Origin of the sequence: Pedobacter steynii, from assembly GCF_900103665.1 — a bacterium.
Taxonomy (GTDB): domain Bacteria; phylum Bacteroidota; class Bacteroidia; order Sphingobacteriales; family Sphingobacteriaceae; genus Pedobacter; species Pedobacter steynii.
Window position 1 is genome coordinate 810,024 of sequence record NZ_FNGY01000001.1, and the last position, 22,894, is coordinate 832,917.

Sequence of the window (22,894 nt, forward strand, 5' to 3'; positions counted from 1 at the left end):
ATGTAAATTATAATTTAACTAGTCTTTCAACGGCTTTTTCTAAAGTTTCTTGCTTTTTGGCAAAACAAAAACGTAAAACATGATGGTCCGTGTTCCGGATATAGAAGGCAGAAACGGGGATAGAAGCCACGCCATATTCCTTAATTAACCTTTCGGCCATAGCGACATCTTTTTCATCGCTGAGGTGCTCATAGCTAACGCATTGGAAATAAGAACCGTTGCAAGGTAATAATTTAAACTTGGTTTCGGCAAGCAGGGAACGGAACAAATCGCGTTTTTGCTGGAAGAAAGCCGATAATCCAAGATAACTCTGCGGATCTTTCAGGTATTTTGCCACGCCCAGCTGCATTGGGGTATTCACACTGAATACATTAAACTGATGTACTTTTCTGAACTCTTTCATCAGGGCTTCAGGGGCAAGGCAATAGCCTAATTTCCAGCCGGTAGTATGTAGTAATTTTCCAAAGGAAGCCACAATAAAGCTTCTTTCCCGAAGTTCAGGATATAAAGCCACACTCTGGTGTTTTTTACCATCAAAAATAATATGCTCATAGACCTCATCACTCAAAATCATGATGTCCGTGTTTTTGGTCAGTTTGATGAGCGCTTTAATGTCTTTTTCTGATAAAACACAGCCCGTTGGATTTTGGGGGCTATTTAAGATGATCATTTTGGTATTGGCAGAAAACAGCTTCTTCACCATTTCCCAGTCGATCTCGTAATTTGGCGGGGCCAGCTGATAAGGTTTCACCAAACCACCAAGCATTTTGATCGTAGGTGCATAACAGTCGTACGCAGGTTCAAAGATGATCACTTCATCTCCTGCATTGATATAGGCATTTAAAGCGGTAAATATCGCTTGTGTACCACCTGCAGTAACGGTTACTTCCGTTTCAGGGTGGTAATCTGCGCTGTAAAGGTGATTCATCTTTTCAGCAATCAATTCCCTCAGGACCGGAAGACCTGTCATCGGGGCATATTGATTAAATCCTTGTTTCATTGCATCCGCTACATATTCAATTAGTTTAGGATCCGCTTCGTAGTCAGGAAATCCCTGAGAAAGATTAATTGCTTTGTGTTCTTCGGCTAATTTGGACATGACCGAAAAGATATTCGTGCCTGTTCCTGGTAGTTTTGATTGTGTAGATATCATGTGACAACGAAAATAGAAATAATATTTATCCTCTTATATCAGATTTATTTAATAATTTCATCCTGCTATGACTTTTAAAACAAAAGAAAGCAGGTTGCTGCTCGTTTTAGGCTCCTTTTTTGTCGCCAATGCCATCCTCTCAGAATTTATCGGAGTAAAAATATTTACGGTCGAGGGAACGCTTGGCATCAAGCAGTTTGATATTAATCTGCTAGGCGTGCCGAACCTCTCCTTTAACATGTCGGCAGGCGTGTTGACCTGGCCACTGATCTTTATCATGACAGATATCATTAATGAATATTTTGGTGTCCGGCAGGTGCGGTTTCTATCGATCTTAACTGCGGTACTGATTGCTTATGCCTTTTTTATAGTAGGAGCGGCCATGCAGCTGACACCCTCAGATTTTTGGGTAAACCAGAACATTCAGGGACATCAGCTGAATATGAATGCCGCTTTTGCGGGAATATTCGGACAGGGAATGTGGATTATTGTGGGGTCTATTATTGCCTTCCTGATCGGGCAAATCGCCGATGTGCTGATCTTTCATAAGATCAAAAAGGTGACAGGTGATAAGGCATTATGGTTGCGGGCAACAGGTTCAACAGTCGTTTCCCAGTGTATTGATAGCTTTGTAGTAATTTTCATCGCTTTTTACCTCAATCCTCAATACCATTGGAGCTGGCAAATGGTGGCTGCCATCGGATTGGTCAATTATACGTATAAGTTTATCGTCGCCATTCTGATGACACCGATATTGTATCTCGTTCATGGCATCATAGACGGCTACCTTGGAAAAGATCTGGCACAACGCATGATCAAAATGGCCGGCAGGTAATCCCGTTATAGTTTGATCCTTTTGTCAAATACAAAAGACTCAGATTTTAACAGTTTGATGAACTTAAAATCAGGATGCTGTGGATTGATCAGGTAATTGTACTCCGCAGGAATGATAGAAGAGGGGACTTTTAATATCGCCGATTTTTCTTCCTTAATCCAGTTTTCACCAATTTCCTGTGTGAGGGGCATATTTTCAAATTCGACCCAGTCTGCAGGGAGCTTTTTTAGCTCAATCGTCTGGATCATGATGTCATCAGGAATTTCAATGGTCATCACCTTGAAGGAGTTATTAAGCCCGATCTGGTTTCTATGCACCACATTCTCCAGGCAAGCCAGGGAGCGTGATCCTGCACTATAAATCACTTCCACCTCATTCGGATTCCAGCGTGCTGCTCTTCCTGAGGCCATTAAAGAACCGGCATATTTTGTGAGGGCGATACGAAATACCTGCATATTAAGCTAAATCACCGTATTCAATGCGGATTAATTCTTCTTCGATCAGGGAAATCCCGGTAATGGTATCCATCAATTCAAAAGGGATCTGATTGCCTAAGCCATAAGAAGGGGTATTCAACCAGAGGTGAAAGGCTTTTGCGGTTCCAAAGATTTCGATCCCTTTTTCAAAAAGAGAGAAAGATTTCAGGAGTTTTTCACTTAAGGAAGCATCCAGTTTGGAAGCATTGGACACATAATTCTCTATTGTTTTTACATTTGTTTTAAAAGTATCCTGAAACTCCTCCCTGGTGAAGCCGGAAAGGCTCAGGAAATCTAATGCGGCCTTTGCCGATAAGCCATTTTTAGCGCTGGTCAGTACACTGATTGAATTGGTGTACAAAGATTGATAAGGTGCGATTAGTGCAGCTTCAGCAACTACAGATACTTTAGCTTTAGTTTTATAGGGTTTTGGAGTGCTTGCCATAATACTTCTTTTTTGCTATTTCAAATGTAGGAATATTTTCTGTAGTTTTTAGAATATTTTCCAAACAAAGACGCATTCCTGACAAATCTGGCTTTGAGGGGTATGGAATGCGGCTTTGAAGCGGGAAGGAGGACTTAGGAAATTTTCTTTACTTCCAGTATTTTAAACTCCTGAATGCCATCGGGCATCTCCCAGTTGATGATGTCACCTGTTCTGTATCCGAATAGTGCAATGCTGATCGGCGCAAAAACAGATACTTTCTGTAGTTTGATGTTCGCTTCTTCAGGCATGACAATTCTGAACGTAAACTCCTTACCGGTTTTCGTATTGGCGATTCTGGCTTCAGATTTCAGGCAAACCACATCTGACGGAAGCTCCTGATCTGCATAGATCGTCGCTTCTTTAATTTCCTGTCTCAGCTTTTCCTTGTTATAAGGGCTCATGTTGGATTTATCTAAATGTTCTTTTAACAGTTTTAAGTCGCTTTTTGATAGTGATAATGATTTTGTTTCCATGTTTTAAATGTCTTGATATAAATAAATATTTAATTGCTTTGAAAAATGAAGGGCAACGCAACAGGATTATCGCGTAAAAGATCAATCTTTTGGAAAAAGGAACCCGCTAAATAGCATGTTCTTCGTGCTTAAAATATTAAATAGCAGCATTGATCAGAAGAAGAAGGCCCCTGAATCGAAGGTGTAAAAGAAATGATTCGGGGCTTAATTAATAAAGTCTTTACTCGTTATCTGGTAAGTAAAGCCAAAGGGATAGTTCTCCCTGAAAAACCTTTTGAAAAGGGCATATACCTGCAGCTGACTTTTATTATAAGTCATTAGTGTTGCTTTATATAGACCGGTTTTCTGTTTCATTTTCGCTAATCTCGGTAGCTTTTTTACAAATTCAAAGTAAAAAGCGTTTTATTTTAAATCATTACCTTAGTCAGACTATCGGTATAAATATGATGAGAACTTTCCTTTTAGCCCTGTTGGGCTTCCTGATTTTTAAACCTGCTACCGGCTTCACGCAGGGCTTTACCAATAACGAAAAATCAATTATCCTCTCAGGGGATACCGCAACGATGCTGAGGGTCACCCAGATCACCGAAGCCGAAGAGCTGAAGATACTAACCACTGTCTCTACAGACATCAATCCCAAAGACCCCTTAATTAAGGTGCTCGCAAGGCGCATGTACCTCGCCATGCGGGATGTGACCCGGCCGGGAATAGGAATTGCAGGTCCTCAGGTGGGGGTCAACCGCAACATCATTTGGGTAAAGCGATATGATAAGGATGGAGAACCTTTTGAATTGTACCTGAATCCAAAGATCAGCTGGAAATCGGAATTGCTGAGAAAGGGCCGAGAAGGGTGTTTATCTATTCCCGATGCAGTCGGAGACGTGATTCGCCATCATGCCATCAAACTGAATTATTTCGATCAGCAGGGCAAAGCAAAAGAGGAAATTATTGAAGGCTTTACCGCGGTGATCTTCCAGCATGAAACGGATCACCTGAATGGGATTCTGTTCACAGAAAGGTTAAAAGAACAGGAAACAAAAGCCTATAATTCCCTCCCCGGACGCCTTGATTTTATGCAGGAGAAGTTATACCTACGGCCCTAAAAGGCGCCCAGAGGCCCTCCTGGAAGGTTAAATGAGGTCACAAAATCAACAAAATGACAGAGATTTAGCAGAAAAAGCGCAATAGAAGCTAAGTTATGTACGTTTATTTCCAAAATAATATATATTTGGCTATAAATTAAATAATCAAAACATGGAAAAATTTTCAAAAGTTAAAGAATTACTAGCTTCTGTAGAGGCTGATGCAGAGAAGTTTTATAATGCAGGAAACAGTGCAGCAGGAACAAGAGTACGTAAAGCTATGCAGGATTTAAAAGTTCTTGCACAGGAAATCCGTACTGAAGTAACAGAAAAAAAGAACACCGATAAATAATATCGATTCATTCGAACATCAGTAGCCATCACGTATGGCTACTGATGCTTATTCCCATATCCATTTCCCCAATTTCTCCTCCCAGCTATGTCTTATACAGCCGCCCCAAACAGATATTCTCAAATGCAATACCGCAGGTGCGGAAAAAGCGGATTAAAATTACCCGCAATCTCTTTAGGTTTATGGCATAATTTCGGACATGTAGATCAGCTGGAGAATTGCAGTAATATCTTAAAACTGGCATTTGACAATGGAATCACTCATTTTGACCTTGCCAATAACTATGGCCCGCCTCCGGGATCGGCAGAAGAAAACTTCGGCAGGTTACTGAAACGGGATTTTGAAGGATACCGGGATGAAATGATCATTTCTTCCAAAGCAGGATATACCATGTGGGATGGGCCTTATGGGGATTGGGGATCGAAAAAGTACCTGGTTTCCAGCCTGGATCAAAGCCTGAAACGGATGGGACTGGATTATGTAGATATCTTTTATCACCATCGTCCGGATCCGGAAACACCATTGGAGGAAACCATGGCTGCACTGGACCTGATTGTGCGACAGGGGAAAGCCCTATATGTAGGGGTCTCTAATTATCAGGCGGAAGAAGCGGCAAAAGCCATTCAGATCCTGAAGGATCTTGGAACACCATGTCTGATCCATCAGCCTAAGTATTCTATGTATGAACGCTGGATTGAAGGCGGATTGCTGGATTTACTGGGCAATGAAGGTGTAGGTTGTATTCCTTTTTCCCCACTCGCTCAGGGAATGCTGACCGATAAATACCTGAAAGATATCCCATCGGATTCCAGAGCGGCAAAGTCGCACGGCGCATTGCAGCAGGACCAGATTACACCGGGAAAAATCAAACAACTCAATGAGCTGAATGCAATTGCTGCAGGACGAGGCCAGAAACTGGCCCATATGGCCCTTTCATGGATTCTGAGAGATGAACGTGTAACTTCTGTACTGGTTGGTGCAAGCAAGCCTGAACAACTTGCAGATTCTTTAAAATGCCTGAATAACATTGTTTTCAGTGCAGAGGAGCTTCAAAAGATCGACCAAATCTTATCTTCTTAGCCTAAAATCAAGGAGATTCCGCCTTAATTTTTATCTTTAGGCATGGAATCTACACAAACTTTGCCCGTATTAAACGCTGAAGAGCTTCGTGTTCTTGGCGTATTGATGGAGAAATCAAAAACGACACCGGAGTATTATCCAATGACCATCAATGGAATTACTGCGGCCTGTAATCAAAAAACTTCCCGGAAACCTGTCGTCCAGTACGATGAACAAACTGTCGTATTGACACTGGATGTACTCAAAAGAAAAGGACTGATTTCTACCGCTACAGGTGGCTCCAGCCGCAGCATAAAATACAAACATAACTTCGCCATTGTCTTCCCGGTAACCCCTCAGGAGGTGGCCATTCTTTGCTTACTGATGTTAAGGGGACCCCAAACGCCCGGAGAACTGAACACCAATTCCGGCAGGTTATATGAATTTGAATCCTTAGAAGAAGTACAATCTGTATTGGAGCGTCTTTCTGATGCAGAACAACCTTATATTTTGCAATTGCCAAGGAAAGCCGGACAGAAAGAAATGAGGTATACGCATTTGCTTGCCGGAACTCCGGATCTCAATCAGGAGGAGCATGAAGAAGAGCATTATAGCAAACCTGCAAGCGAAATCGAAAGCCGGCTGGCAAAAGTAGAGCTGGAACTGGCCGAAATGAAGGAAGCTTTTGATAAGCTGATGAAAGAACTGATGGGCTAGTGTTTATCTTAAGAAAATACAAATGAAAATACCCTTACTATTGGCCATTGGCTTGTTCTCTTTCAGTACAGGCATGGCCCAGGTACCAAGACAAATTAATGAGCAGGATCTGATTAAAATGAAGCTGAAAATCCATAAAACAGCAGATGATCAGCTGAAAAAATGGATTGCTAAACCTGAAAAGGACAACTATGAGGATAAAGATTTCCTGGAGTTTAAAACAGATACGACCAAAATTGAGCAGTTCATGAAGCAGCGGCTTGCCATTGATTATTCTACTATGGGAATGGTAGAGGCAGCTTATGATGCAGAACAGGAATATGATGTTTTACTGAACAAGTATTATCAGCAGGTGCTCAAAACCCTGCAGGCTAAAGATAAACCCTTACTGGTAGAAGTACAGAAAAACTGGTTAAAATACAGAGATTCAGAACGAAAAATGAACCTGCTCCTGACCGAAGACAAATACTCCGGCGGCGGAACCATGCAAAGGATCATACTGGCTTCTGCCTATCTTGAGCTCACTAAAAAACGTGTTTTAGAACTGCGGGACTACCTGAGCCGGATTTAAGCGCTTTTAGCTAAAACCATAGCAAGAGGATGGATGTTATAAGAACTGATCACATCCATCTTAAATTTCTGAGATCTGCGATTTTATTTAAACATTAAAAATTGAGATATGTCAAAGAAAGTTGCAGAGCAATTGGTCGATATGCTGATTCAATCAGGTATTAAGCGTATTTATGCCGTAACAGGCGATAGTCTGAATGAATTAAACGATGCCGTAAGGCGAAGTCCGGATATCCAGTGGATTCACGTGAGGCATGAAGAAGCGGGTGCTTATGCAGCAGCAGCGGAAGCGGAGCTTCATGGCCTGGCCTGCTGCGCAGGTAGTAGTGGTCCAGGTCATGTTCATTTGATCAATGGCCTCTATGATGCACACCGCGCTGGTGCCCCGGTTCTGGCCATCGCGTCGACCTGTGCCACCACGGAATTTGGCTCTGGTTATTTCCAGGAAACCAATATCACGAAACTTTTTGACGATTGCAGTCATTATAACCAGATCGCAACCACACCTGCCCAATTGCCAAGAATGGCTCAGGCAGCCTTACAACATGCTTTTCATCATAAAGGAGTGGCGGTATTGGGGCTGCCGGGGGATGTGAGCAGTATGGATGCAGTAGAGAGCATGTCGGCAGACAGGACCTATTTTTCAAAAGCAATCATCCGGCCTGCAGATGAGGAGTTAGTGGCGCTTTCCAAACTGATCAATCAGCATAAAAAGATCGCTATATTTTGTGGAATTGGTGCTGCGGAGGCACATGATGAGGTGGTCCGGCTGGCAGAAATCCTGAAAGCTCCTGTTGGTTATTCTTTCCGTGGCAAAATGAGTATTCAATACGATAACCCTTATGAAGTAGGGATGACGGGCTTATTGGGCTTGCCTTCCGCTTACCATAGCATGCATGAAAGTGACCTTGTTATCCTGTTGGGCACTGATTTCCCTTACGTTCCTTTTATTCCACAGGACAAGGTCCTGGTTCAGATTGATACCAGGCCAGAGCGACTGGGCAGGAGGGCAAAGCTGGAAATGGGCTTACATGGTGATATCAAAACGAGTTTAGTGGCTTTAATCCCTTTACTGGATGCCAATGACGATGATAGTTTCCTGAATGCACAGCTAAAAGTTTATGAAAAGGTAAAAGAACACCTCCATACTTATGTGGAGGATAAAGGGACAATAGATGCCATTCATCCGGAAGCTGTTGCTTTTGAATTGAACAAACTCGCTACAGATGATGCCATTTTTACCGTAGATACCGGAATGTGTTGCGTATGGGGCTCCAGATATATTGATGCCACGGGTAAGCGTTCGATGCTGGGTTCTTTTAACCATGGGTCTATGGCCAATGCCATGCCTCATGCCATTGGTGCTGCACTTTCCAGTCCGGACAGACAAGTGGTGGCACTTTGCGGTGATGGCGGGATCTCGATGTTGCTCGGCGATCTGGCGACCATCAGGCAATACAACCTGCCGATTAAGCTGGTTGTATTTAACAACCGTTCTTTGGGGATGGTGAAACTCGAGATGGAAGTAGCAGGGTTGCCTGATGCGGAAACAGATATGGTAAACCCCGATTTTGCATTGGTCGCAGAGGCGATGGGAATCAAAGGAATTACGATCAGTGATCCTGAGCATTTGGAACTGCTGTTAAAAGAAGCGTTTCTGCACAATGGACCTGTATTGGTGAATGTCATGACCGACCCCAATGCACTGGCGATGCCACCAAAAATAGAATTTAAAATGATGAAAGGAATGGCACTGTCCATGACTAAACTCATGCTTGGCGGAAAGTTTGATGAAGTGCTGGATACGGTGAAATCCAATTACAAACACCTGAAAAGTATCATTGATTAAAGATATCAAGATATCAATAATAAGACCGGGGAGCAATGGCTTCCCGGTCTTATTATTTTAGATAAGATCCATAAAGGTTGATGTCGTATCCATAAAGGTTGATATCATCTGCAGGCAGGATCAATAACCGAAACTAGTTGTTGACCATTTTTAAGGCACCTTCACTATAACGTGCACCTGTATTCGGATACTGTTCAATCACTTTCGAAATCGCTTGTAAATCAGAGTCAGAAAGGTTTACCTCCACAGCCGCTGCATTTTCTTCCAGGTATTTTCTTTTTTTAGTACCCGGAATAGGGATGATCTGATCTCCCTGTGCCAGTACCCAGGCAATGGCCAGTTGGGCAGGAGTACAGTTCTTGTCATTTGCCAGTGCAGCAAAATCATTGGATAATGATTTGTTATTTTCCAGGTTCTCCCCACTATAACGCGGTAAAGTTTTCCGGAAATCACTTTCATGCAAACTGCTGATGTCTAGGGTATTGATTACCAATCCTCTGGCTAATGGAGAATAAGGAACGAGAGAAATACCCAGTTCGTTTACGGTATTCATGATTTCGCCTTCCACATCTCTGGTCAATAAGGAATATTCGCTTTGTAAAGCCGCAATAGGATGGATGGCATGCGCCTTCCGGATGGAAGCAGCTGAGGCTTCACTTAATCCAAGATAACGCACTTTTCCTTCTTTTACCAGTTCAGCCATTGCGCCTACGGTATCTTCAATAGGTACATTCGGATCTACACGGTGTGCATAGTACAAATCAATGGTGTCGATATTTAAGCGTCTGAGGCTATTTTCTACCGCAACTTTGATCCATTTCGGAGAGCCGTCAAAGTAAGTGCCGTTCACACTGTTTGCCCCTGCTTTTTCATCGGGAAAGCGGAAACCGAATTTGGTGGCAATAAATACTTTATCCCTGTTGGGAACGAGAACTTTTGAGATCAGTTCTTCGTTCAGACCATTGCCATACATGTCGGCAGTATCCCAAAAGTTAATCCCTAAGTCTAATGATTTATGTAAGGTTGCAATGCTTTCTGTGTCATCTGTCGGACCATAAGCGAAGCTCATACCCATACATCCCAATCCAATGGCAGATAGTTGTTCTGTTGTCGTTCCTAGATTTCTGTATTTCATATCGTTGTTGTTTTATGAATCAAAAGTACCTGGATATGGGCTTTGCTGTTTATAGGATTCAAACAGATGATTATAATAATCAAACAGTCATGCTTCTTGCATCTCCGGGAGTGAGACCGGTTTGTTTTTTGAAAAACTGATTGAAATAAGCAGGGTATTCAAAGCCAAGGCTGTAGGCAACTTCAGCAATGTTCCAGTCGGTATGTTGTAACAGGGCCCGGGCCTCTTTGGTAATCCGTTCTGAGATCAGTGTTGTCGTGGTTTTTCCGGTCACTTCCTTTACCGAGCGGTTCAGGTGGTTGGCATGTACGGATAAACTTTGTGCATAATCGTTGGCTGTTTTTAATCGCAATGCCTCCTCAGGACTGTCGATAGGAAATTGTCTTTCCAGCAGCTCCATAAAAAGACTGGTAATCCGGCTCGGTGCATTGGCATGTTTTTCAAAGCTTCCTGCCGGCTGCATCTTCATCGCTTCATGGATGATCAGGTGCAGGTAGTTGCGCAGTAAATCATATTTATGGGTGTATTCAGAGTCCATTTCCAGTACCATTTTTCTGAAAATAGCAGAGAGTTCTTCCTGTTGTACTTCATCAATAAAAAAGACGGGATTGCCGCCAATCCTAAACAAAGGGGAGTCCTGAAGGCCATCTTTACGTTCATTTGCATTGACAAAAGCTTCGGTAAACAGGCAAAACCAGCCTTCCTGTTTTTCCGAAGAGGCTTCCCAGGAATAAGGGACTACCGGATTGGAGAACAAAATAGCAGGGCGGTCGATGGCAATCCATTTGTCGGCATAATGAAGGATTCCTTCTCCGATAATCAGGGAAACTTTATAAAAATCACGACGGCTATATGGCGTCTGGACCCTGCAAAGGTTACGGGTATAAACGTTAAAATGACCTGCTCCGGCATTGTTTAACCGATGACCTGAGGCATTGGCTTGTGGAACGCGCTTATAAAATTCTTCAATGGTTTCCGTATGGTTCATTTTATAAAGTTATAAAATTCAAACAATATGTTTCCCATGAAATGATCATAATCCAGAAACTACTCCTGCACAATCCCGACCCTCAGTGCTTTCAATCCACTCAGACCCTGAACGTCCTCGAGGTAGAGTTCTTCCAGTTCCGGATGAAGGACCCCGGTTTCCTGCAGGTATTGTATAAAAGGAAGGTAATCTTCCACATCTTTCTTGCTAAAATAGATGATCGCCAGTTTACCCGGTTGTGTTAAGCGCTCTCCTGTTTCACTGATCAATACCTTGTCAATTCGCTTTTTGATCATTTGATACCTGATGTTATAGGCACCCTCTACGTCGAATTTACGCTCATCCGAACGGAAGCTGATGTCGATGGTCTGGTTGTGTACAAAGATCAGTTGTGTGGTTTCCAGTTTCTTTGGCATGCCCGGCAGGAGGGAATGGGTCAGTTTTGCTATGGCCGCCATAGAAGAGAGCTGCCAAAGGCGTAAGTTTTTAAGGTGAAAATGGTTAAACGGTTTTTCCGGAGCGATAGACTGACCAATATAAATGTCGTATTCTACGCCATCCGTTCTGAATTTCTCAAAATAGCAGGGATAAGACTGTTGCAGTTTTTCCTTTTCTGCCTCAAAATAATTGTTCACGGCATTGTTAATCATCTGCATAGACACTTCCAGCGCATACCTGTTTTTATGGGCTTCCCCGTCTGTCTTTACAGAACGGTCCAGGAAATGATGAACCACTTTCTGCGTTTTTGCATCCTGCAGGGAAAGGTGACGGAGGTAATCGACCATTTCTATTTTAAGAAAATTGTTCAGATTGTTTTCTTCTGTCGTATTCCAATGTTCATCATTTAATGCAGACTGCCATTTTTTACAGTTAAAAATCATCTCCTCCATGAGGGAAGAGCTGTGACTCAGCGTTAGAGACTGTAACGTTTCAGAAAGGAGGTTCAGGTGGTGTTCCAGATCCGCTTTACTGGCAATATTTCTTTCTATCGTCGAATTTCTAATGTCTATGGCGCCATACAGCGGATATACGGCATTAAAATAAATAGACTCTGTTCTTTCCGGAAGATGTTTCTTTTTATTGTGGAGGTAATGCCAGGCTACTTCATTGAACTTCCACTGTACGGAAGGCTGAATGGAAGTGAACTTTTCCTTAATGATATTTTCTATTTCAAGGTTAAACTCATTGATGTAAACCTGCAGCAACTGGGCAATCGGCGGAATGGCTGGTTCCAGGCGGGCCAGGGCAGATTCATTGAACAATTCACCTTCATAGGTATGCATCGCCAATACACCTACAAGGGTTTGATTGAAAAATAGAGGAATCAGGGCCAGTGACCTGATTCCTAATTCAATAAAGCTCTCCAGGAAAGCAAACTGTTTCAGGCTCTCTCTGGTAATGTCCGGAGAGAAAAAGGAATTCGGGTTGGCAATATAAGAAGAGGCCAATTGTTGAAATGCATCGGGAGTAAGCCTTTTTTCGCCCCATACAGAAAATAAAACCCCGGTACCACCTTTTTCATAGCCATACACGGGCTTGTTATTGACCCTGACAAATGGAAAGAAATCAAACTCGATCCGGTTGTTTTGCAGCAGGCTTTTTAAGGATTGTATCACGACCTCATAACCACTGTCTTCCTGATCAGCATTACGGTTGAGCCGCATTTTGTTGATACTCTCCACAGCCATCTGAGCAGTTACATCTCTTACGGTAAGTATGGAGATCCCGCGGAACTGAAAAATATCAAGGGGAAGAATGTTTACCAGCATCTCATAACCCATGCCTTCGCCAAGGTGTTCATGGACCTCCCTGAAATCTAATTCCGGCAGTTCACCTTTTACCGTAACTTCTATAAAGTCTGTATTGACGATGACATGATAATAACTGAGTAAACCCGTTTCATTATTAATTCTGGCGTGGTATTTTTCTTTTGGCAGGGGCACGTGAAAATCGTAGAGCCTGCCCAGGATGAAAGCATAAACATACCTCAGCCTTTCCTTATTAAAATCTTCCTGGCTTCTTTGGTCATAATACTCCTCTTCGCCTTCCAGCTTGTTCTTTAACAGTTCATATAGGGAATCTGTTCCATAGAAGTTGATGGGTTGCAAGGGGAAGCACAGTCCCCAGGCAATAAATTTCTGGTCTTCCTGGACCGGAGAAAGGCAGGCGTACATGTATTCCAGCAAGAGCTCATATTCATGGATATTTTCCAGGGGAATGTCTTTTTCAGCGCCTTCCCGGTTTTCAAATTCCTTTAGCGCCTGCTGATAATAAGACTTTCTTACGGTCTTCTCTTTTGCAATCCTCTTTCTTAGGTATTCCATAAAAGGTCTGAAAGAGAGCGCCACATCCGCCTCCAAAAGTTGTACTTTATTTCCGGAAAGGTCCAGGATGACTTTCTTCATGGTCCTAAGATACTATTTTTCGAGAATCACTTTTAAATCATCCAATCCCTTTTGCAGGTCTTTGCCCAGCATACCTTCCATATCCACGCACAGTAACATCAGGTTCATAGGGTATTTCATAGAACCTTTAAAGCCCCACTTTACCTTAGTCTGGGTTTCCGAAACGGATTCGGTGAGCATATAAGCATCATCATTCGCTTCAAAAGGCTCTTTAAAGCGAAGCTTCATGTCTATTCTTTCTCCTTCAACAATTTTAGCGATCTCCTGTTCTCCTTTTCCAACATTTTTATTGTTGCTGCTCCAGGCAGCGACAAAACCTACAGTTCCATCAGTTCCTTTATATTCTTTTTTTGCTGCAGGATCCCGCTTCAGCCATACGCTGTACAAATCCTGGTTTTTCAGCAATTTGATATAATCAAAGACCTGGGTTTTAGGTTTGTTAATGGTGATCTCCCGCTCTACAGCATATTCCTTTTTAACAAATAAGGCAACAATCAGCAAAACTGCGATGATCAGTACGATCCCGCCTACGATTACTCTTAAGATTTTCATTGTTTTTCTGGTTTAGTGGTGGTTAGTATAAGTTGTTTGTTACTACTAAATTACATCGCTATTTTTGAAAAACAATGAGATCATCACTGTTTTTTACCGGTCGCTGCGCTCGTCCATATTTAAGTCGGTATCAAAAGGGCTTTTGGTAAAGGGATACACGGATTGTCTGACAAAACCTTTTGGGTATTGTGCTTCATGTACTCCTGTACCCGCTGGCCATTTCTTTCCAGGCAGATAGTAAGTGCCAAACATCCAGTCGATAAAAGGGAAGATGGAAGCGAAATTATGGCCATAATACTTAGGATCTTCGCAATGGTGCCAATGGTGGTATTGCGGAGTGGTGAAAATGTATTTCAACGGCCCGAAATTTACCCGTGTATTCGCATGGATCAGTACCGCATGTATAGCAATAAAAATGATGTATACATTGAAAACAGTGGTGGAGAATCCAAAAATGTACAAAGGGATGAAGGTCATTGCCCTGGTAAAAAAAATATCCATAAAATGAGTCCTGCTACCCGCCAGCCAGTCCATACTTTTTGTCGAATGGTGGATGGAATGGAAGCGCCAAAGGTACACGCGGGTATGAAAAAAGCGGTGCGCCCAATATTGAAAAAGATCTGTGGTAAAGAAAGCCAGAAACAAAGCCGCGATAAAGGGAAGTCCCTGTACCCATAAGTGCAGCTGTTCCAGGCCGATCCAGCCAAAGAATAAGACTGCAGGTTTTTGAGTTACAATCCCAAAGAACTGAATAAACAAATGGCTGATGACGAAGTACATCAGATCGGTTCTCCATTCTTCATGAAACTTGGTTTGCGACTTGTTCTTTGGGAAAAAGAGCTCCAGGGGGATAAAAATAGCCGTCATCAGCAAAAGATCCAGAATCATCCAGTCCAGCCCGAAATGCCAGTTGGTTTTTTCTACACTGCGCCCTTCAACGGTAAATGCACCGAGAATAATAGCAACCGCTGCTATTGAAGTACCTATTAATGCCCATTTGATTCTTTTACTTAATATGAGACTCAGGACGGCAAAAAAGAAAGAAGTAATCATCCCCACAGTCATCATCATTTCTACCACTTCTTCGGTATAGATTTCACGAAATTCAGGAGTGGTCAGTTGCTCAGGATATCGGAAGCAGAAAATCCCTAAGAGGGCAAGAATGGATAAAAAGATGGAGATATACCCACTAATCTGGCCCTGGCCAACTTTTAAGCGCTTATTTGGTGACATAGTATAACTATTCTGTAAAAAATTAATAACCGAAATTCCGGTACTGAAAAGATTTAAATATTTTCCCGTAACGAATTAAGGTTAAATTCCGTTATAAAACAAGCACCCGGGTATTAAAAAAGGTTTTTCTATTATACCGGGTTAGGACAAACGAGCAGGATTAACATCCCGGGACAACTAAAGAAGGTTACTGTACTATTGCAAATGCGAAGGCTAATCGACAAATTTGAGTAGATCTACTTTAATTTATTTATGAAAAATTTTCCTTTTATAAGCTTGTCCAACAGCCTGGTGTTGTTGCGACTTTCCGTGGCCTTCATCTTTCTTGCCCATGCCATTATTCGTGTGACCGGAGGAACGGTAGTCCGGTTTGGCGAATACTTAAATAACAAAGGCTTTGTTTACGGAACGCCATTGGTTTGGGGCCTTACCGTTTATGAAGTCATCGGAGGAGTCCTGCTGGCTTTTGGAATATTTACCAAATGGCTATCGGCAGGATTTATTGGGATCATTGCGCTTGGAATTGTGACCATTCATCTCGAAAACGGTTGGTTTGTAGGAGAGCATGGGGCCGGAGGTTGCGAATATAGTTTTCTGTTGATCATTGCATTGATCGTGATTGCTGCTGCGGATAATAAGAAATAAAACAAAAACCTGCTTTTTGGAATAAACTTTGCCGGCAGCTAAGTATGCAACTAAACCCAAGGGTAACGCTTTCTTCCATTCTGGATAACGACTTCTACAAGATCACCATGCAACAAGGTGTGGTCCGCTTATTTCCTGCTGCAAATGCGCGTTATAAGTTCATCAACCGCGGTAAACATTCCTTTCCACCAGGATTTTCGGAGGCCCTGCGGGTAGCGGTTGATCAAATGGCTTTACTGAAACTTAGTCGCGAGGAAAAACATTTCCTGCAGGTCAACTGTCCATATCTGGATCCTGTATATCTGGATTTTTTAGAAGGCTACCGGTATAAACCGGAGGAAGTACATATCGAACAGCATGGCGACCAGCTGGAGGTTCAGGTGGAGGGACTTTGGTATCGGACCATTCTATGGGAAGTTCCCCTCATGTCGCTGATCTGTGAACTGTTTTACGTCCTGACTGGCGCAGAAAGAATCAGCAATGAAGAAGTCGTGGAAGTTACCCGTAAAAAAATAGCTGGTTTAAGGGATTTAGGTGTCACTGTAGCCGAGTTTGGAACCCGCCGGAGGTATTCATATCAGGTCCAGCGCCTGGTCTTACAATCCCTGACCCAGTATGGGGCTGGTTCATTTATCGGAACGAGTAATGTCCACATGGCCATGCTTCATCAAACGAAACCTATCGGAACGCATGCCCATGAATGGTTCATGTTTCATGCAGCGAGATATGGTTTTAAAATGGCCAATGCCATGGGGCTGGAGCATTGGGTAAATGTTTACCGTGGAGATCTGGGCATCGCCTTATCCGATACCTATACCACTGAAGTTTTCTTTAAGCAATTTGATAAGATGTTCTCCAAACTTTTCGATGGCGTGAGGCACGACAGTGGCGATCCGCTGCTTTTTGCCGATAAAGTGATCAGCCATTATCAAAATATGGGCATAGACCCTAGATCGAAAACCATTATTTTTTCTGATGGTTTAAATTATGAAAAAGTGGCCCGCATTGCAGGCCACTGTAGAGATCGAATAGGAATGTCTTTTGGAATAGGAACGAACCTCACCAATGATGCCGGACCCGATCCGATGAATATCGTCATAAAAATGACTGAAGCACGTCCTAAAGACGGGGAATGGACAGAAGTGGTGAAGCTCTCCGACGAACACGGAAAATATACCGGAACGGAAAGAATGATCAATCTCGCAAAGACTATTCTTCAGATTTAGCGACAGGACAACCCCAGCCATCATAAAAGCCTTTGTGCTTTTCTGCCGTTTCGACTAATTCCCATACATAGTTGTTTACTTCATGTGGGAGTACGGTGTTTTTTCTGGAGATGTTAAGTACATAGGGAAAATCTTCACGGTCATGTTTATCCTGAGATAAAACCCTGAATCCGGAAGCATTAACCTCCTGGGTAAATGTGTTCAGGTCCTGTTCGGAATTGAAATAAATCCAGTGGTCTACTTCACGCTCGAGCTCAAATACATCACCGCTCTGTTGCAACTGTCTCAGTACCTTTCCATTCTGTATACATTTGTATTCGTAGTGATTAGGATAGAGGAATTCAAAATAGGTTTTCCAGTCCTGCTCTTCAGAACTATCCGTTGCATACTGGTATTGAGGGAAATTCATCATGGCCTGTTGAACCAGACTTTCATATCCTTCATTTGTTGGTGCATAGAAGAACAGTTCCAGCTTTCCGTCAGATTTTAAAGCCGCGGTAAACAGGGCATTTATCCCGGTTAAGGCCGCATCTATCGCATCTTCAATATCACAAATTGTTTGGAACTCCTCGTTGGTGGTAAATCCATTCTGATCTGGCTTCTGGAACTTTATACCACACCACAGCAGTTTTGAGAGGCCTGGGATAGGGGCGATCTGGTTTAAGGCAAGGTTTAGACGGATAGAAGCCGGAAGGTCGTTTACACGGCTGAAATAGCTATCCCAGTCCATAGGAATTTCTTTTAAGTCTGTCGTGGTATTGCTCATTTGTTTTTAATTATAGTTCAGGTAAATGTAGTATTATTGTGAGAAATAAAACAGTAACAATTATAAGAAAAAAAATATTTATGCGTACTTAGCGCCTGGTATGAAGATCAATAAATGGAAGGATTGAAAAAAAGGAATCCCTTAAAAACAAATATAATACTGCTGGTGCTGCTCGGTAGCTTAATTATGCTGACTCACATTTTGCATTTCGCATTTAGAAATACGATTGATCAGGCCGCGCTGCCAGTTCAATATGCCGCCTATCTGCCTTTAGATTCTGGTGCTAAAACTGCGAAGCTCGAGCTAAAATTGTTATTCGGTGATCCCATGGATAGAAAAAAACTTTTTCCTCCGCTGATAGATCTGAAAACCAGGATGATCATGCTGCATGCCTTAAAGGAACAAACGAATTTCAGCGACGTCAATGTATATTACAGACTGGACAGTAATGGCAACCTGATGGATTCGCTACGCGTTGAGGACTACGACATCAGCTTAAACCGGGAATATATCATTCACCCTGATTATTATTACTCCTGGTTTCTGGATGGGAATCCCGAAAAGCAGGAATATTTGCCTGTAAATGAAGACTTAAAACTGGGGAATAAAGCTTTACAACAACGATACGAAGCGCTTCACAAGAAAGCAGCGCTTGTTCAGTTTTTTGGTTACCGGATGCTCTGGGGAAAAAACGGGGTTACTGAGGGAGTCAGGAGAAGGTTTTACGATACAAAGACGGACAAGGTCATCTTTTTAATTCAAAACAAATGGTATGCTCTTTTTGGAAAAGACCTGGAAGGGATGCCTGGAGGAGAGAAAAAAACAACCCTGGATTCCATCAAAGCATTCAAGCTGGATCAGTTGGGCAAACCTAATCCGTATCTGTATGTGGCCAATTTCCATAAGGAACGGAAAGGATACCAGGAATGGATCGGAACTGCTTATTTAAACCTGATGATGGGAAAAGATACTTTAAAACTGAGTACCGGAATGACGGTTAAAGAATCTGAGGGGCAAAATCCTTTAAATTATCTTCACCAGCTCCAGTATTTCAGGGATAAGACCATGTCTTTCCCGATCATCATCAACGAGGATTACCAATGTTATGTTTTAAGGCCAGGATCAATAAACAAATTATAAAAAATGATAAAGTCACAACGGTTATCAACCTCAAGAGTTTGTACGATTGCTTTATTGGTATCCCTGCTCGCAATCATTGTCTGCACGGCAAGTTCTGATTCGTTATACGCTTTGTTCTTTTTTGCCAGTTGCAGCCCCGGAGTATTTATTTTTACGATCGTATACTGCTATGTTCTTCTTGCTCTGGAGGCCCGTGGTTTTCTTTATCCCAATGTGTTTTTCCGGTTTATGACTCCTTTTCTATTCTTCAGTCTCGCGATGTGGGTGTTCTCTTACACCGAGTACGTGTCTGATTTTCAGCAGTATTCCGTATCGGAGTATCTGAATATTTATATGGATTTCTCATTTGACTTCCTGCTTCCGATGGGCCTTTGTATGGCATTGGTTAGCATCATGCTTCCTCCTGTGAAAGAAGAAGAAAGGGTTTCAGTTGCTTCCTAAAGCATTAAAAAATTCTTTTTTTTGTTTATTGCGATGGAAACTGGCAAAAAAAGCTGATCATTAACAGAAATGATCAGCCTTTTTTGTGATTTTTACCCGTACCCCCTCCAGGGGAATTTTCTAATATTGAATTTTCAGAGGCCGGTTTTCATTTATAATACTTCCTCTTTTCTCAAAAAAACGGAGTAATTAAGCGCCTTGTTTTCTAGTATATTTAGTAAGGATCACAATGACCTGGCCCTCAATTTTACCTTCAATCTGATCGGTATTGTTTTCCACCAGGCGGATGTTTTTTACTACTGTTCCCATTTTCGCATTCAATGTAGAACCTTTTACATCTAAAGATTTGATTAAAACAATGGAATCTCCAGCTTGTAGTATAGCGCCGTTACAATCTTTGTGAAACTCTGCTGCGGCACCATTTTCAAGACCTGCAGATTTTGCCCATTCTAATCTTTCTTCGTCCAGGTACATCATATCCAGGTTATCCATTGCCCAGCTCTCGTTGCTAAGACGGTTCAATAAACGCCAGGACACCACCTGTACGCCAGGAACTTCACTCCACATGCTTCCTGTTAAACAAGCCCAATGTTTGCTGTCCAGTTCTTCTTTATTCTCAATCTGTGACAAACATTTACCGCAAACGATGATGCAGTTGTCCTCATTGCTCTTTGACTGCGGAGGTACTTCATATACGCTAATCGTATCTTCGGATTGGCACAATTCACATTTGTTTTCGCTTCTCTGCAGCAATAGTTCTTCCAGTTTCATTTCCTAATATTATGTATCAAAGCGCGAAGATAATTATTTTAAGCGGTAAACCTTAAAACCAACTATTCCGAATCCTTATTGCCCTCAGATTTACATGCTGCAATTTTCCGCAGTAAAAATTTCTTATCAAGAGGCGCATTGCTCAGCCGCAATGCTTCCTCATAAGCAGTGATGGCTTTGTCTCTTTCTCCAATTCTTTGATAAATATCAGCCTTGGTTGCAGAAAAAAGAAAACTTTGTTGCAGTCCTGAACGCTGTTCCAACTCATTGATTTCCGTTATACAAGCTGTTCCGTTTTGCAGATAACTTTGCGCAATGATGCTGTTTAGCCTGACATATGGTGAATCTGGTTCCAGTACTTCCAATTGCTGATAGAGGTAGACAATCTTTGTCCAGTTTGTCTGTTTAAAATCTGGAGCGGTGCAATGTAAGGATGCGATAATGGCTTCCAGGTGGAGGCGGTGGAGTTGTGTCGACTGTGTAGAGATATCCAGGTAATAAAAACCTTCCTGAATAAACTTGGACTCCCAAAGCGTTCTGTCCTGTTCCGCTAAGCTCAGCCATTCTGCCGCTTCAGTTAAACGTGCAGGAAACCTCGACAGGTTGAAAAACATTAAGGCAAGCAGCGCATTTGCGGGATAGTAACAGGCCTGCTGCTGATCTGAAAGCAGTTTGGTTAACCTGATCGCCTCATAACATAAATCGTTATTGATGCCCTTCTTAGCCCTTGTTGTTTTGTATCCTTCATTGAAAATTAAATATAAAATGCGAAGGAGGGTTTCTGTCTGCTCGGCTGAAGGAAGGACAACAGGAACATTTAGCAGCTGAGGAATATTTTTGAGGGTTGATTTACACCTGCTAAGGCTTTTTTTAACGGCCTCTTCTTTCATTAACAAAGCGTTGGCAATCTCAGGGACACCAAATCCACATAAAATATATAAGGTGATGATGATTTGATTCCTGCTGGAAAAGACTGGCTGACAACAAATGATTAACAACCTGAGCTGACTGTCTTTAATTTCATGATCTGTACAGATCAGGTGGAAATGGCCCTCCAGATCAATTGATGCTGATAAGATCAGATCAGGAGAAAATGATTCGGTCTTTTGGGCCCTTTTTACTGCATTAAGCGCTTTATTTTTGGCTACTTTCATCAGCCAGCCGGAAGGATTATCAGGGATACCGCTAAACCGCCATCTGGTCAATGCCGCCTCAAAGGTATCCTGAACGATGTCCAGGATCAGGTCAAGGTGCTGTAAGCCAAAGATTCTGGATAAAATAGCAGTCATCTTTCCCGAATTTTCACGGAAAAGATGGGCTGTCAATTCAGGAATGTTTTCTTTATTGCTCAACCTGAATCACTTCTCTGAGTTCCACACTGGCGCCAAGCGCTAATGATGGGCATCCTTTAGCCAGTTCCGTTGCTTCTTCCAAAGAATTTGCCAGTAGAAAATAATAACCACTGATACATTCTTTACTTTCTATGTAAGGGCCATCAGTAATGACATTTCCTTTAACATGCGTTCCTTCAGGATTAAGTGGGTTTCCATCCTTAAAATTGCCTTTAGCCATCAGTTCTTCTACCCATTTGATTTGTTTTTCGATGTCATCCTGCATTTGCTGGGCGGTCATTTCTCCGTAGTCCGCATTTTCTCTGATCAGCATTAAAAACTCTTTCATAAATCGTTTGTTTAATAAATACCTGGTTAATTTATTACATTGACAATCGGGTAGCGGGTTTAGGGACAAAATACCTGATTTATTTTATATTCCAATGAAGATACCTACCATACACGGCAATATTGAACGAAGGATTTTAATCAACTATACTGCGGACCCGGAAGTGATTAGACAGTTGCTTCCTTTTCCTTTCCGCCCCAAGATTTATAAAGACAAGGCAATTGCTGGTATCTGTTTAATCCGTTTGAAAAACATAAAGCCGAAAGGTTTCCCTGATTTGATCGGTGTTTCTTCAGAAAATGGAGCGCATAGGATTGCAGTAGAGTGGGATGAAGGTGGAGAGGTTAGGGAAGGGGTGTATATTCCGAGAAGGGATACCTCGCTCATGCTGAATACAATTGTTGGCGGCTGGCTATTTCCCGGAGTGCATCACCTTGCCAAATTTACGGTGAGAGAAGCAGATGGTCAGTATCATATTGACTTTGTAAGTGCTGATCAAACGGGTGTTTCAATTGATGCGACCGAAACAGATCAATTAAATGAAAACTCTATATTTCGCACTTTAGACAATGCCTCTCATTTTTTTGAAAAAGGTGCTTTGGGTTATTCTCCGAACAAAAATGGGTTTGATGGTCTTAAGTTGCAGACTTACCGATGGGAAATGAGACCTTTATCCGTATCAAAGGTCAGTTCCAGTTTTTTTGAAGATCAGGATATCTTTCCAGAAGGATCAGTGGTCTTTGACCATGCTTTACTGATGACAGAAATAGAGCATGAATGGCATAGCGCGCCAACACCAGCTCATAATAAATAGAGATAAAAAGAAAAAAGCTTCATCAGGAGCTTTTTTGTTAAGTAT

At 42.2% G+C, this 22,894-nt stretch carries 25 protein-coding genes; 12 read left to right on the forward strand and 13 right to left on the reverse strand.

The genetic code is table 11. The features are described from left to right. Nucleotides 1-7: 7 nt before the first annotated feature. Nucleotides 8-1,153: a methionine aminotransferase gene (locus tag BLQ87_RS03245; RefSeq protein ID WP_074604678.1), complete on the reverse strand. Its 1,146-nt coding sequence runs from the start codon at nucleotides 1,151-1,153 to the stop codon at nucleotides 8-10. Nucleotides 1,154-1,220: 67 nt separating this feature from the next. On the opposite strand from BLQ87_RS03245, the gene BLQ87_RS03250 reads away from it, so the two are divergent. Next, nucleotides 1,221-1,988, forward strand: a complete 768-nt coding sequence (locus tag BLQ87_RS03250) for a queuosine precursor transporter (RefSeq protein ID WP_074604679.1) — start codon at nucleotides 1,221-1,223, stop codon at nucleotides 1,986-1,988. Between the two features lie 5 nt (nucleotides 1,989-1,993). On the opposite strand, the gene BLQ87_RS03255 is transcribed toward BLQ87_RS03250, so the two are convergent. The 3 genes from BLQ87_RS03255 to BLQ87_RS03265 form a co-directional block, all read right to left on the reverse strand. Beyond that, a complete protein-coding gene (locus BLQ87_RS03255) occupies nucleotides 1,994-2,443 on the reverse strand; it encodes an RES family NAD+ phosphorylase (RefSeq protein WP_074604680.1) in 450 nt (149 codons plus the stop codon). A 1-nt stretch (nucleotide 2,444) separates the two neighbouring features. Beyond that, nucleotides 2,445-2,909 carry a type II RES/Xre toxin-antitoxin system antitoxin gene (parS, locus tag BLQ87_RS03260; RefSeq protein ID WP_083361657.1) on the reverse strand — a complete coding sequence of 155 codons (465 nt, stop codon included), beginning with the start codon at nucleotides 2,907-2,909 and terminating at the stop codon, nucleotides 2,445-2,447. A 134-nt stretch (nucleotides 2,910-3,043) separates the two neighbouring features. Next, the gene (locus BLQ87_RS03265; RefSeq protein WP_074604681.1) at nucleotides 3,044-3,424 is read right to left on the reverse strand and encodes a GreA/GreB family elongation factor; all 381 of its coding nucleotides are present in this window, start codon (nucleotides 3,422-3,424) and stop codon (nucleotides 3,044-3,046) included. 443 nt (nucleotides 3,425-3,867) lie between these two features. On the opposite strand from BLQ87_RS03265, the gene def reads away from it, so the two are divergent. The 6 genes from def (at nucleotide 3,868) to BLQ87_RS03295 (ending at nucleotide 9,053) form a co-directional block, all read left to right on the forward strand. After that, a complete protein-coding gene (gene def / locus BLQ87_RS03270) occupies nucleotides 3,868-4,527 on the forward strand; it encodes a peptide deformylase (RefSeq protein ID WP_083361658.1) in 660 nt (219 codons plus the stop codon). Between the two features lie 151 nt (nucleotides 4,528-4,678). After that, nucleotides 4,679-4,858, forward strand: a complete 180-nt coding sequence (locus BLQ87_RS03275; RefSeq protein WP_074604682.1) for a histone H1 — start codon at nucleotides 4,679-4,681, stop codon at nucleotides 4,856-4,858. 87 nt (nucleotides 4,859-4,945) lie between these two features. Further along, nucleotides 4,946-5,938: an L-glyceraldehyde 3-phosphate reductase gene (mgrA, locus tag BLQ87_RS03280; protein ID WP_074604683.1), complete on the forward strand. Its 993-nt coding sequence runs from the start codon at nucleotides 4,946-4,948 to the stop codon at nucleotides 5,936-5,938. Between the two features lie 42 nt (nucleotides 5,939-5,980). Further along, nucleotides 5,981-6,634, forward strand: coding sequence for a YceH family protein (locus BLQ87_RS03285; protein WP_074604684.1), 654 nt, complete (start codon nucleotides 5,981-5,983; stop codon nucleotides 6,632-6,634). Between the two features lie 22 nt (nucleotides 6,635-6,656). Beyond that, nucleotides 6,657-7,205: a lysozyme inhibitor LprI family protein gene (locus tag BLQ87_RS03290; protein ID WP_074604685.1), complete on the forward strand. Its 549-nt coding sequence runs from the start codon at nucleotides 6,657-6,659 to the stop codon at nucleotides 7,203-7,205. 108 nt (nucleotides 7,206-7,313) lie between these two features. Beyond that, nucleotides 7,314-9,053 carry a thiamine pyrophosphate-dependent enzyme gene (locus BLQ87_RS03295; protein WP_074604686.1) on the forward strand — a complete coding sequence of 580 codons (1,740 nt, stop codon included), beginning with the start codon at nucleotides 7,314-7,316 and terminating at the stop codon, nucleotides 9,051-9,053. Between the two features lie 133 nt (nucleotides 9,054-9,186). Here the strand turns inward: BLQ87_RS03295 and BLQ87_RS03300 are convergent, their stop codons facing one another. From BLQ87_RS03300 to BLQ87_RS03320, 5 genes are all read right to left on the reverse strand, one after another. Then, nucleotides 9,187-10,188 carry an aldo/keto reductase gene (locus BLQ87_RS03300; protein WP_074604687.1) on the reverse strand — a complete coding sequence of 334 codons (1,002 nt, stop codon included), beginning with the start codon at nucleotides 10,186-10,188 and terminating at the stop codon, nucleotides 9,187-9,189. Nucleotides 10,189-10,267: 79 nt separating this feature from the next. Then, nucleotides 10,268-11,176, reverse strand: a complete 909-nt coding sequence (locus BLQ87_RS03305) for a helix-turn-helix domain-containing protein (RefSeq protein ID WP_074604688.1) — start codon at nucleotides 11,174-11,176, stop codon at nucleotides 10,268-10,270. Nucleotides 11,177-11,235: 59 nt separating this feature from the next. Continuing rightward, nucleotides 11,236-13,581, reverse strand: a complete 2,346-nt coding sequence (locus tag BLQ87_RS03310; protein WP_074604689.1) for a GAF domain-containing protein — start codon at nucleotides 13,579-13,581, stop codon at nucleotides 11,236-11,238. A 12-nt stretch (nucleotides 13,582-13,593) separates the two neighbouring features. Further along, nucleotides 13,594-14,133, reverse strand: a complete 540-nt coding sequence (locus BLQ87_RS03315) for an SRPBCC family protein (RefSeq protein WP_074604690.1) — start codon at nucleotides 14,131-14,133, stop codon at nucleotides 13,594-13,596. 93 nt (nucleotides 14,134-14,226) lie between these two features. Further along, a complete protein-coding gene (locus BLQ87_RS03320) occupies nucleotides 14,227-15,366 on the reverse strand; it encodes a sterol desaturase family protein (RefSeq protein ID WP_074604691.1) in 1,140 nt (379 codons plus the stop codon). A 252-nt stretch (nucleotides 15,367-15,618) separates the two neighbouring features. Between BLQ87_RS03320 and BLQ87_RS03325 the strand changes: the two genes are divergently transcribed. Continuing rightward, nucleotides 15,619-16,011: a DoxX family protein gene (locus BLQ87_RS03325; RefSeq protein WP_083361659.1), complete on the forward strand. Its 393-nt coding sequence runs from the start codon at nucleotides 15,619-15,621 to the stop codon at nucleotides 16,009-16,011. A 44-nt stretch (nucleotides 16,012-16,055) separates the two neighbouring features. After that, nucleotides 16,056-17,237 carry a nicotinate phosphoribosyltransferase gene (pncB, locus tag BLQ87_RS03330; RefSeq protein WP_074604692.1) on the forward strand — a complete coding sequence of 394 codons (1,182 nt, stop codon included), beginning with the start codon at nucleotides 16,056-16,058 and terminating at the stop codon, nucleotides 17,235-17,237. Here pncB and BLQ87_RS03335 read toward each other — a convergent pair. Further along, entirely contained in the window at nucleotides 17,221-18,003 is a 783-nt protein-coding gene (locus BLQ87_RS03335; protein WP_074604693.1) for a DUF695 domain-containing protein, read from the reverse strand. The genes pncB and BLQ87_RS03335 overlap by 17 nt on opposite strands. A 186-nt stretch (nucleotides 18,004-18,189) precedes the next feature. Between BLQ87_RS03335 and BLQ87_RS03340 the strand changes: the two genes are divergently transcribed. Further along, nucleotides 18,190-19,143, forward strand: a complete 954-nt coding sequence (locus BLQ87_RS03340) for a hypothetical protein (RefSeq protein ID WP_143010317.1) — start codon at nucleotides 18,190-18,192, stop codon at nucleotides 19,141-19,143. A gap of 3 nt (nucleotides 19,144-19,146) precedes the next feature. Continuing rightward, entirely contained in the window at nucleotides 19,147-19,584 is a 438-nt protein-coding gene (locus tag BLQ87_RS03345; RefSeq protein ID WP_143010318.1) for a hypothetical protein, read from the forward strand. A 189-nt stretch (nucleotides 19,585-19,773) separates the two neighbouring features. Here BLQ87_RS03345 and BLQ87_RS03350 read toward each other — a convergent pair whose 3' ends face one another. The 3 genes from BLQ87_RS03350 to BLQ87_RS03360 all read right to left on the reverse strand — a co-directional run bounded on the left by BLQ87_RS03350 (nucleotide 19,774) and on the right by BLQ87_RS03360 (nucleotide 22,035). Next, nucleotides 19,774-20,355: a PhnA domain-containing protein gene (locus tag BLQ87_RS03350; RefSeq protein ID WP_074604696.1), complete on the reverse strand. Its 582-nt coding sequence runs from the start codon at nucleotides 20,353-20,355 to the stop codon at nucleotides 19,774-19,776. Nucleotides 20,356-20,417: 62 nt separating this feature from the next. Further along, entirely contained in the window at nucleotides 20,418-21,707 is a 1,290-nt protein-coding gene (locus tag BLQ87_RS03355; protein WP_074604697.1) for an RNA polymerase sigma factor, read from the reverse strand. Then, nucleotides 21,697-22,035, reverse strand: a complete 339-nt coding sequence (locus tag BLQ87_RS03360; RefSeq protein WP_074604698.1) for a YciI family protein — start codon at nucleotides 22,033-22,035, stop codon at nucleotides 21,697-21,699. The genes BLQ87_RS03355 and BLQ87_RS03360 overlap by 11 nt, the downstream gene beginning before the upstream one ends. A 94-nt stretch (nucleotides 22,036-22,129) precedes the next feature. Here BLQ87_RS03360 and BLQ87_RS03365 point away from each other — a divergent pair, with 94 nt between their 5' ends. Next, nucleotides 22,130-22,849 carry a DUF2071 domain-containing protein gene (locus BLQ87_RS03365; RefSeq protein WP_074604699.1) on the forward strand — a complete coding sequence of 240 codons (720 nt, stop codon included), beginning with the start codon at nucleotides 22,130-22,132 and terminating at the stop codon, nucleotides 22,847-22,849. Nucleotides 22,850-22,894: the final 45 nt, after the last annotated feature.